General features: G+C 62.8%; 9 protein-coding genes and 1 pseudogene. 2 read left to right on the top strand and 8 right to left on the bottom strand.

Annotated elements, in window-relative coordinates; genetic code table 11:
• Positions 1-117: 117 nt before the first annotated feature.
• The 8 genes and pseudogenes from CO675_RS40025 to CO675_RS20150 form a co-directional block, all read right to left on the bottom strand.
• On the bottom strand, positions 118-318 hold the full coding sequence (locus CO675_RS40025) for a cold-shock protein (protein ID WP_143279051.1): 201 nt from the start codon (positions 316-318) through the stop codon (positions 118-120).
• 15 nt (positions 319-333) lie between these two features.
• Positions 334-822: a hypothetical protein gene (locus CO675_RS20180; protein WP_143279050.1), complete on the bottom strand. Its 489-nt coding sequence runs from the start codon at positions 820-822 to the stop codon at positions 334-336.
• A gap of 125 nt (positions 823-947) precedes the next feature.
• Positions 948-1,484: a hypothetical protein gene (locus tag CO675_RS20175; protein ID WP_097673618.1), complete on the bottom strand. Its 537-nt coding sequence runs from the start codon at positions 1,482-1,484 to the stop codon at positions 948-950.
• Positions 1,485-1,661: 177 nt separating this feature from the next.
• Entirely contained in the window at positions 1,662-2,969 is a 1,308-nt protein-coding gene (locus CO675_RS20170) for an AAA family ATPase (protein ID WP_097673617.1), read from the bottom strand.
• A complete protein-coding gene (locus tag CO675_RS20165) occupies positions 2,950-3,204 on the bottom strand; it encodes a hypothetical protein (RefSeq protein WP_097673616.1) in 255 nt (84 codons plus the stop codon). Before CO675_RS20165 ends, CO675_RS20170 begins: the two co-directional genes overlap by 20 nt.
• Before the next feature lie 493 nt (positions 3,205-3,697).
• Positions 3,698-4,918 (bottom strand): annotated as a pseudogene (locus tag CO675_RS20160) (ComEC/Rec2 family competence protein); the annotation flags it as partial.
• A gap of 246 nt (positions 4,919-5,164) precedes the next feature.
• A complete protein-coding gene (locus tag CO675_RS20155) occupies positions 5,165-5,551 on the bottom strand; it encodes a YybH family protein (protein ID WP_097673614.1) in 387 nt (128 codons plus the stop codon).
• Positions 5,552-5,587: 36 nt separating this feature from the next.
• Complete coding sequence (locus CO675_RS20150; protein WP_097673646.1) at positions 5,588-7,267, bottom strand: glutamine--tRNA ligase/YqeY domain fusion protein; 1,680 nt, start codon at positions 7,265-7,267, stop codon at positions 5,588-5,590.
• A gap of 167 nt (positions 7,268-7,434) precedes the next feature.
• Between CO675_RS20150 and gltX the strand changes: the two genes are divergently transcribed.
• Complete coding sequence (gene gltX / locus CO675_RS20145) at positions 7,435-8,856, top strand: glutamate--tRNA ligase (RefSeq protein WP_097673613.1); 1,422 nt, start codon at positions 7,435-7,437, stop codon at positions 8,854-8,856.
• Between the two features lie 160 nt (positions 8,857-9,016).
• The gene (gene gltA / locus CO675_RS20140) at positions 9,017-10,318 is read left to right on the top strand and encodes a citrate synthase (protein WP_050626394.1); all 1,302 of its coding nucleotides are present in this window, start codon (positions 9,017-9,019) and stop codon (positions 10,316-10,318) included.
• Positions 10,319-10,346 lie beyond the last annotated feature (28 nt).

The raw sequence follows: 10,346 nt of genomic DNA, 5'->3' as shown, positions 1-10,346 counted from the left end.
CTGGCGAAGGAGCAATTCGCGGTAACGAGGGCTCACCTCGCCGATCTTGTCGAGCGTGGTGGTTGGTTTATTCTGTTTAGCCAAGTGTGTAGTTCTCCGATGAGCGCCGAGGCGCGGTTAGTCTTCGGCCTGCCTTACGCCGATCGCGTAAGGCCGGTCAGCCGGCCCAGCTAGATCGAAGGCGAGCCGCAGGCCGATGGTTGGAAAGACGTCTTCAAGCTGGTCGAGGTTGACCAAAACATCCTGGCCGCTGTCGTCGGGCTGAACGATTCCGAAATTGTGCTGGTAGCTAACTCTCGAAATTGTGCCGGTTGGCAAATTCTTCGTCTCCAGTTATGCCGCCTGCGCGGGTTGGTTGATCTCGTCAGAGACGGCAGCGAGCGCACTGCCCGACACAGTAACGATACGCTCAACGCTGCCGAACGATGGCTCTCCGAACACCTGTTCCCGCAATCCATCTGGCGAGACGGTGATAAGAATCGCCTGCGGGTGGTCGCCCGTACTGATCCTCAAGCTGGCATGCGCAGCCAACACACTCTCAGGTCGGCTGAGCGCGTGAGCGAGCGCGGTTTCTAAATCGATTGTGCCGCAATGGAGTCCGCAGTAGCGCTCGACCGTCTTCGGTGCAGCCCCAATGCCTTCGTCACAGATGCCAACGAGCAGCATGCGGACGATTTCAACAGGCTCAAGATCGGGATATGGCGGTCCGCATGCAGTTGGCAATAACTCGGCCTCAGCAAGACGCTGAGTCAGGCTCGTGAGCCTGGTGGCTCGCACGCCCAAGTGACGCGCAAGCAAGTTCACGCACTCGGATTTGCGCATTTCGTATTCCTGAAATTTCGAGATTATCGGCAAAACGGACACCGGCTGCACCGGTGCCTAAGTCGTCACGTCGGGATCAACATCCCAATTGGATACGGTCCCACCGATTTATTTTTGTTTTCGCTTCACGCCGCTCTCCGCACAGGCGGCGCGTTGTCGTTCGCCGGACGTGGTGGGCGTCCACGCTTGGGCCTGTACGGTACCTCGGCCCACGTATCGGCCGCGACGTCAATCGACGCTATCGTGGCGTCCTCGACCTCGCCGATCTGCAGCAGCCTGCCACCGACAGCCGGAACGGTGCGACCAACCAGGAATTCCGCGCCCTCGGCCACGCCAGGCGAGTAGCGCCGATAGCGCGCGCCCACGTCCTGCTCATCGGCCACGACTACCGGTCGGGTCGGCCTGGATGCGGGCTTGCGGCGAGAGCCCTTTGCCTGACGATATTGCTCGCCGCACGGATGCCACCGGTTGTCCAAGCCCAACCACTTAGAGAAGTCCGCGTTGAAAGTCGCCCGCGCAGCCTCGTCCAATTGACTACCGTGGGCTGGCCCCATGCCGGGGAAACGTTGGTGCAGGATGCGGTTCAGTTCGTCGGGGCTTGGGCGCAGTTCGATTACGGAGTCCGTGCTGAGCTGCTGATTGTCGTCGTTTGCGTGATGCATGGGGTCTCTCGTGACGTGATGGGTGGCCGTCTGCGCGGCCTCTGTTGCTTCTGGGTGGAATTCCAACCGGCCTACCGACCGGGTTGGGCTTCCATCCCAACGGTGGGGGTATAAGGGGGTTGGAACGAACACCCCGTTGGTACCCGTTGGCAGGGCGTTGGAAGACCGTTGGGAGGCTTAGCTGGGCGTCATCCGCTTCTGGCGGACTTCGTCCTCAACCACCACCAACCGCTCACGCTGCTTTGACGGCGGACCTTCCTTGACGACTGCAATCTTCTTGTCAGCAAACAATCTTGCCATCGCCTCCTCCAGCGCCTTCTTATTTGTACCCTCGCGTTCCGGCAGGGTCGCCATAACAGTCGGCGCATATGCGCTGCTTCTTGAAGACGACACCCGCCTGCCGCTTCCGTTGATCGAGGAAAGCATCTTCAGAAACACCTCATCGGCATGGTTAGCCAACGACGAGGCTTGCGCCGAAGGCTTGCCGTCATCGAGAATGAAGGCGCCCTCATGCCAGCGAAGCTTGGTCTCAGCACCCTTCCTGCCATAGTTCGCCTTCATGTTCTTCAGCAGACGCAGATCCTCATCGGTCTTGTCTGCGGTGAAGTACAGCCGCGATCGCACTGAGTTATTCCACGCCGTTGACCCCGACAGGCCGGTGCCAGACTGCATGCCCTGTACAGATGGATGCGACAGCAGAAGCACGGCCAGGTCGAACTCCATCGCGAGGCGACGCAGCATCGACACGAAGAAACGAACTTGCTTGCGGTTGATTTCGTCTCCGCCGAACACGTCCGCTGCCGTATCAAGAATAAGAAGCTTCGGCCGGAACTCCGCCAATAGGTCCGTGACCCGTTGGGCGAGGGCTGTAAGTTCGAGTTCACGGCTTCGGCGCTTTTCGGACACCAGTTCGGCATCCTTGCCCGCCAGTGGAATGACGCGCATGCCCCCTTTCAGGTCAGCGAAAGTGCGCCCCATAGCAGTCAGGATGTCGTGGCCGCGCCGCTTTAGTTCGCCCTCGTCGTCCTCCGCCGCAAAGTAGACGACGCGGCCCTCTGCGGGCCTGAAGCCCAGGGTTTCGATGCCTAGTACGCCGGCAAAGCCGACCTGATATCCCAACAGGCTTTTGCCTGTCCCGCCGTCACCGGAGAGCAAAGTCACCTGCCCGTTTGGGATTAGGCCTTCAACATACCAATGCCGCTCCGGGATCGGCTGGCCTTCCCAGTCTGAGGGATCAATGATCTTGATAATGTCGGCCTGCTTATTGTCGTTGGCCGGCTTCGGGGCGGACGAGGATTCGATAATCTCACGCGCAGCGATAGCCTGCCGCATCCAGCCTATAATCTTCGGGTCGATTTCCTCTAGCGCAGGGCCGTCAGCTGTCATGCCGATGGGCGGCAACGTCGCTGGATCAGTCCAAACGAACGGGGTCGCGACGAAAGACCCGCCACCCCGGCTGGCAGATTCAGACGTGGGCGCTGGCATCGGCAGGAAGCTCCATGAGGGCCGCGAGGGCCAGATCGGAAATTGCACGGTTGAACTGCTCGCCGAACGCGGCGGTGCGCTCGTGAAACGCGTTCGGAGCCACAGTCCAGCAGCGGTCGTTGCCGCGCTGGCGGAGGCCTAGGTTGTAGAGACGCAGGTGCCCGTTCAGTTCGAGGTCAAAGCGCGCAAGCGTGCTGCCGCCAGGTGGCGACGGGCGGATTGATAGGATTTTCAATGATGAGATTCCCCAGTTGGGGCTGCCCTATCGGGCGGTGCACTCGGCTAAAGGGCCGATCGTGCTTTAGGCGCGAATTGCGCCTCGCCACTCGATCCGGTGACTCAGCATCGCTATTTGTATCGTACAACATTGACCAAGCTGATTTTCAGCATTTTGGCTGTCCCAGTCGCTTTTGTAATATTTCGTGATTGCACGATGGCTAGACGGCGCTCCAGAGCGCTCAATCTGGTTACCCAGCGGAAGCGCCACCTCAGCAGCCAGCGCATGGGAGGCCGGTTCTAGGGCCTTGGCGGCGCCTCCTGAACGCACACGGAACACCAGGAACCATTCCGGGACTTTTTCCGGGACTCTGCGCCGCCAATCTGGGGATTTTGCCGGGTTTTGAGCAGTTTTTGTTCTGGGTCCGTCAATGGCACAAGACCGTCAGGCCATTGAGATTACTAGATATTTATCCGAAACAACGTGCACATGCTCTGATCGCATCGAAGCTCTGGAAGCTCGGATGCACCAGCGCTTCCGGCGCGATCGCGAGCACGATCAGCGCCGCCACCGCCAGCGTGCGGAAGGTGATCGCGCGGCGGTCGACGATCACGGCGATCAGCACCACGGCGGTCATGAAGAACGAGCGCTGGGTCGCGACCTCCGCCCCCGACAGCAGGAGGTAGAACGCCGCCGCGACCAGCGCGGCCGCCGCCGCCCATTTCTTGATCGGGTGTCCGGCCGTCAGCGCCGGAAACAGCGCAAGCAGCGCGCGGATCGTGAAGAACACGACGCCCGCGACCACCGCCATGTGGTAGCCGGAAATCGACAGCACGTGGCCGAGCCCCGAGATGAACATCGCGTCGTTGACCGGCGTCGTGATCGCATCGCGCCGGCCGGTGAGCAGTGCCGTTGCGATCGCGCGCTGGTCGCCGTCCAGCGTAGTGCGGATCCGCGCGTCGATGGCGTCGCGCAGCCACTGCATGAAGGCGGCGTAACGCAGCGCGAGTCCGCCGCTCGCCGGCGGCTCCCTGGTTTTGACGGCGCCCATCGCGAAGCCGGATGCGCCAATACCCTGGAAATAGAGATCGCGGCCGAAATCATAAGAGCCCGGCCGCTGCGGTCCGAGCGGCGGCATCAGCCGCGCCTTCAACTCGACGAAGCTGCCGACCTCAGGCGCGGTGCCCTTCTTCACCGAGAGCCTGACGCGCTCGAGTTTTGGCACCTCGCGCTGGCTTTCCATCGACACGACGCGCAGCACGAAGCGGTCGGTCTTCTCCCTGACATCGCGCGTCTCGACAAAGCCGGTCAGCGCCACGGAGTATATTGGCCGCGCCAGTACCCCATGGGCGATCCGCGCGGTCTTCCATGTCGCCGTCGCAAAGCCCGCCGCGACCGCGGCCAGCATCACCACGGCGGTAAACACCCGGCGCCGCCGCAGCAGCAGTGCCAGCAGGCAGAGCGCGATCGCGACTGACGCCGCGACGGACAACACCGGCTCGTGCTCGGCCGCGAAATAGAACGCAATCCCGGTGCCGAATGCCACCGGCACCCACGGCAACAGCCGTCCGGCGCCCGCCTCCGCACGCGCCCATTGCCGCAACGTCTCGACGAGCGGCCGCCAGATGCTGGTGCGCACCGGAATGTAGCCACCGACCGGCGCAGCCGCGCGCGGCGGCCAAGTCCCCGCGTAGCCGCGTCTGCCGCCCGGCGTCGTGCCCTGCTCCGCCATTCCGCTTGCGATCCCTGCCGGGCTACAAAGCTAGCGGAAGCCCCCGTCGGCCGCCTAGCGGAACACAACCGGAACGCGAAGGTATCCGGCAGCACGAGCTGCGGCTAGAGCTTGCGGGCGCGCGTTGAATAATTTCGGGATAATAGAAAAATACCGTTGATTTGCCCGACGTGTCAAGTTGCCGTGTCGAATGCCGGCGGCGGCCGGCTACTTTGCATGGGGTTGTTTTCGATATTCTGGCAGCTGCTAGATCAGCGACGTCTGCGACGAGACGTGATGGCAGGCGATCTTCCAGGCGCCGTCCTCGCGCGCGATCACCCAGGTGATCTTGACGGTAAGCGAGGGTGCGTCGCCGTCGAGGAAGAACGATGCGATAGCCGCCATGTTGACCAGGCTGTCATTGACCCGCTCCGTCCTGACCTCGCTGAACAGCACGCGCGGCGCCTGCCAGCGTGGCAGGCCGTTGAAATAGGCCTTCACGCCGTCGCGGCCGCGATAGAGCTTCGGGTTCGAGCCGAAGAAGAACGCGTGCTGCGAGTAGAGCGCAGCAAGCGTATCCGCATCGAGCTTGCCGAAACCTGCGGACCATCTTGCGATGATGGCGGACGCGACATCGTCGGCTTCATCAGGCATCGATCGCCTCCGTCCGTTGTCCGCGCCGGATTTACGCTAAGGCTTGCCGCCGACTTCCTTGGCGAAGGTGTCGCGCAGGCCGATGGTGCGGTTGAACACCAGCCGGTCCGGCGTCGAATCCGCATCGCGGACGAAATAGCCCTGCCGCTCGAACTGCATCGCCTCTGGCGAATTGCTCTCGGCGATCGCAGGCTCGACCCGCGCATCGCTCAGCACTTCCAGCGACTGCGGGTTGAGATCGGCGGCGAAATCGGCGGCGTTCGGGCTCGGGTTGGCGAACAGCTGATTATAGATGCGGATCTCTGCCGGCTTCGACTGCGCCGCCGGCAACCAGTGCATCGTCGCCTTCACCTTCCGGCCATCGGGCGCGTTGCCGCCCTTGGTTAAGGGATCGTAGGTCGCGCGGAGCTCGACGATCTCGCCGGCGTCGTTCTTCACCACACCGGTGCACTTGATGAAATAGGCATAGCGCAGCCGCACCTCATTGCCGGGCGAGAGACGGAAGAACTTCTTCGGCGGGTTCTCCATGAAGTCGTCGCGCTCGATATATAGCTCGCGGCCGAACGCGATCTTGCGGGTGCCGGCTTCCGGATTGTCGGGATGGTTGATCGCCTCGATCTCCTCGACCTGACCTTCCGGATAGTTCTCGATCACGACCTTGAGCGGCCGCAGCACCGCCATGCGGCGCAGCGACGTTCGGTTCAGCTCCTCGCGGATGCAGAATTCGAGCATGCCGACATCGACCACGCTGTTGGCCTTGGCAACGCCGATGCGCTTGATGAACTCGCGCACCGCTGCCGGCGGCACGCCGCGCCGCTTCAGGCCGGCGACGGTCGGCATCCGCGGATCGTCCCAGCCCGAGACGTGCCCGTCGCGGACAAGCTGGGTCAGCACGCGCTTGGACAGCAGCGTGTAGGTCAGATTGAGCCGCGCCATCTCGTACTGACGCGGCTTCGAGGGCACCGGCAGCTTGTCGAGCAGCCACTCATAGAGGGGACGGTGATCCTCGAACTCCAGCGTGCAGATCGAATGGGTGATGCCCTCGATCGCGTCCGACTGGCCGTGCGCGTAGTCGTAGCTCGGATAGATCGACCATTTGTCGCCGGTGCGCGGATGGTGCGCGTGCAGGATGCGATACAGCACGGGATCGCGCAGGTTGATGTTGCCGGCGGCCATGTCGATCTTGGCACGCAGCACGCGGGCGCCGTTCGCGAACTCGCCGGCCTTCATGCGGCGGAACAGGTCGAGGTTTTCCTCGACTGTGCGGTCGCGGAACGGCGAGTTCCTGCCGGGCTCGGTCAACGTGCCGCGGGACGTGCGGATCTCCTCCTGCGACTGATCGTCGACATAGGCATGACCCGCCTTGATCAGGCCCTCGGCCCAATCGTACAGGCGCTCGAAATAGTCCGACGCAAAGAAGAGGTTATTGCCCCAATCGTAGCCGAGCCAATGCACGTCGGCCTGGATCGAGTCGATGTACTCCTGCTCCTCCTTGGTCGGATTGGTGTCGTCGAAGCGCAGATTGCACTGACCGCCGAATTCCTGCGCGATGCCGAAATTCAGGGCGATCGACTTGGCGTGGCCGATGTGCAGGTAGCCGTTCGGCTCCGGCGGGAAGCGGGTCACGATCCGGTTGTGCTTGTGGGAGGAGAGATCGGCCTGGACGATGTCGCGGATGAAGTCGCGCCCTGCCTCTGCCGTCGTGTCAGTCGTCATCAAATGGTTCCCTAGAGGATTAAGCTTAACCTTCTGCCAAATTCGCGCCGTCCGGCCAAGCCTGCTTTCAGAGCCTGGTTTGGGCGGCAAAAGGTCAGCCGGGGCTTTAGTTATGTCCGGTTCCTGATATACACCACCGCCCATTCCAGCATACGTCGCAATCGATCATGACCAATTCCGTCGTTACCCGCTTCGCCCCCTCGCCGACCGGCTTCCTTCATATCGGAGGCGCCCGCACCGCGCTGTTCAACTGGCTCTATGCCAGGAAGCTCGGCGGCAAGATGCTGCTCCGGATCGAGGATACCGACCGCGAACGCTCGACCGAGGCGGCGATCGACGCCATCCTGGACGGCCTGAAATGGCTCGAGCTCGATTGGGACGGCGACGTCATCTACCAGTTCAGCCGCGCCGCACGCCATCGCGAGGTCGCCGAGAGCCTGCTCGCCGCCGGGCGGGCCTATTACTGCTACGCCACGCCGGAGGAGCTGGCCGCGATGCGGGAGAAGGCGCGCGCCGAGGGCCGCACCCGCCTCTATGACGGCATGTGGCGTGACCGCGATCCGGCCACCGCGCCTTCCGACGTCAAGCCGACCATTCGCCTCAAGGCACCGCAGACCGGCGAGACCGTGATCGAGGATCAGGTCCAGGGCCGCGTGGTCTGGCAGAACGAAAATCTCGACGACCTCGTCCTGCTGCGCGGCGACGGCACCCCGACCTACATGCTCGCGGTCGTGGTCGACGACCACGACATGGGCGTCACCCACATCATCCGCGGCGACGACCACCTGATCAACGCCGCGCGTCAGAAGCAGATCTACGACGCGCTGGAGTGGGAGCTGCCGAGCATGTCCCACATTCCGCTGATCCACGGACCCGACGGCTCGAAGCTGTCGAAGCGCCATGGCGCGCTCGGCGTCGATGCCTACCGCGCGCTCGGCTATCTGCCGGCCGCCTTGCGCAACTATCTCGTCCGGCTCGGCTGGAGCCACGGCGACCAGGAGATCTTCTCGACGCAGGAGATGATCGACGCGTTCGATCTCTCCGGCATCGGCCGCTCGGCGGCGCGGTTCGATTTCGCCAAGCTGGAGAACCTCAACGGGCACTATATCCGGCAGAGCGACGATCAATCCCTCGTGACCCAGTTCGAGAACGTGCTGGATTATGTTCCTGAGGGCGCCGCGCTGAAGGCCAAGCTCAATGACTCCACCCGCGCGCAATTGCTGCGCGCGATGCCGAGCCTGAAGGAGCGCGCCAAGACGCTGATCGAACTGATCGCCGGCGCCTACTTCATTTTCGCCGATCGGCCGCTTGAGCTCGATCCGAAAGCGACCGCGCTACTCACGCCGGAAACGCGCGCGCTGATCGGCCGGCTGCGCACCGCGCTGGAAGCCGTCAACGACTGGACGGCGGAGACCACCGAGACCGCCATGCGGAATTTCGCCGAGCAGAACAATCTGAAACTCGGCGCGGTTGCCCAGCCGCTGCGGGTGGCACTGACGGGACGGACGACGTCGCCGGGCATATTCGACGTGCTGGCCGTGCTGGGACGCCAGGAGTGTCTCGCCCGTCTCGCCGATCAGGCGATGTGATCCTGCATGGACCCCCTCCAGGGTCCATCTTGCAGCGCACATTGCAATGAGCTACCCATCCCCGGACGCCTTCTCAACAAGCCGTTCCGCCCCGCCATGGGCCGCAAATTAGCGACTGGGCAAGGTCGGTTTTCGCAACGATTTCATCGGGGATATCACGATGGACGCAAAATCCAGCAAGACAGCCACACTCACCATTGGCAACAAGAACTACGATTTCCCGATCCTGAGCGGCACGGTTGGGCCTGATGTCATCGACATCGGCAAGCTCTACGGCCAGGCTGGGGTGTTCACCTACGATCCCGGCTTCACCTCGACCGGCAGCTGCCAGTCGAAGATTACCTATATCGACGGCGACGCCGGTATCCTCGAATACCGCGGCTACCCGATCGAGCAGCTCGCCGAGCACGGCGATTTCCTCGAGACCTGCTACCTGCTGCTGTACGGGGAGCTTCCGACCCCGGCGCAGAAGAAGGATTTCGACCATCGCGTGATCCACCACACCATGGTGCACGAGCAGATGGCGCGCTTCTTCCAGGGCTTCCGCCGTGACGCGCACCCGATGGCGATCATGGTTGCTGCGGTCGGCGCGCTCGCCGCGTTCTACCACGACTCCACCGACATCAACGATCCGAAGCAGCGGATGATCGCCTCGATGCGGATGATCGCGAAGGTGCCGACGCTGGCGGCGATGGCCTACAAATACACCATCGGCCAGCCCTTCGTGTATCCGAAGAACTCGCTCTCCTTCGCCGAGAACTTCCTGCAGATGTGCTTCGCGGTGCCGTGCGAGGACTACAAGATCAACCCGGTGCTCGCCGACGCGCTCGACAAGATCTTCATCCTGCATGCCGACCACGAGCAGAACGCGTCGACCTCGACGGTGCGCATCGCCGGCTCCTCCGGCGCCAACCCGTTCGCCTGCATCGCGGCCGGCATCGCCTGCCTATGGGGCCCGGCTCATGGCGGCGCCAATGAAGCGGCGCTCGCGATGCTGTCCTCGATCGGAACGGTCGACAAGATCCCCGAGTTCATCGCCAAGGTGAAGGACAAGAACAGCGAAGTTCGCCTGATGGGCTTCGGTCACCGCGTCTACAAGAACTACGATCCGCGCGCCAAGATCATGCAGAAGATGTGTCACGCGGTGCTGGCCGAGACCGGCCATGGCGATGACCCGATGCTGAAGGTCGCGCTCGAGCTCGAGAAGATCGCGCTCAGCGATCCCTACTTCATCGACCGCAAGCTCTACCCGAACGTTGACTTCTATTCGGGCATCACGCTGAAGGCGATGGGCTTCCCGACCTCGATGTTCACCGTGCTGTTCGCGGTCGCACGCACCGTCGGCTGGATCAGCCAGTGGAGCGAGATGATCGAGGATCCGCAGCAGAAGATCGGCCGTCCGCGCCAGCTCTACACCGGCGTGGCGCGCCGCGACTACGTGACGATCGACAAGCGCAAGTAAGCGTCATATCTGACAAGTTCGAGACGGC

It is taken from the genome of Bradyrhizobium sp. C9, assembly GCF_002532045.1.
Classification (GTDB): Bacteria; Pseudomonadota; Alphaproteobacteria; order Rhizobiales; family Xanthobacteraceae; genus Bradyrhizobium.
This window is presented reverse-complemented; position numbering and strand designations above follow the sequence as displayed.

Excerpts from the sequence above, each read along its gene's own strand:
- CO675_RS20180 (WP_143279050.1), bottom strand. The coding sequence starts at position 822 with ATGCGCAAATCCGAGTGCGTGAACTTGCTTGCGCGTCACTTGGGCGTG.
- CO675_RS20175 (WP_097673618.1), bottom strand. The coding sequence starts at position 1,484 with ATGCATCACGCAAACGACGACAATCAGCAGCTCAGCACGGACTCCGTA.
- CO675_RS20170 (WP_097673617.1), bottom strand. The coding sequence starts at position 2,969 with ATGCCAGCGCCCACGTCTGAATCTGCCAGCCGGGGTGGCGGGTCTTTC.
- CO675_RS20155 (WP_097673614.1), bottom strand. The coding sequence starts at position 5,551 with ATGCCTGATGAAGCCGACGATGTCGCGTCCGCCATCATCGCAAGATGG.
- CO675_RS20150 (WP_097673646.1), bottom strand. The coding sequence starts at position 7,267 with ATGACGACTGACACGACGGCAGAGGCAGGGCGCGACTTCATCCGCGAC.
- gltX (WP_097673613.1), top strand. The coding sequence starts at position 7,435 with ATGACCAATTCCGTCGTTACCCGCTTCGCCCCCTCGCCGACCGGCTTC.
- gltA (WP_050626394.1), top strand. The coding sequence starts at position 9,017 with ATGGACGCAAAATCCAGCAAGACAGCCACACTCACCATTGGCAACAAG.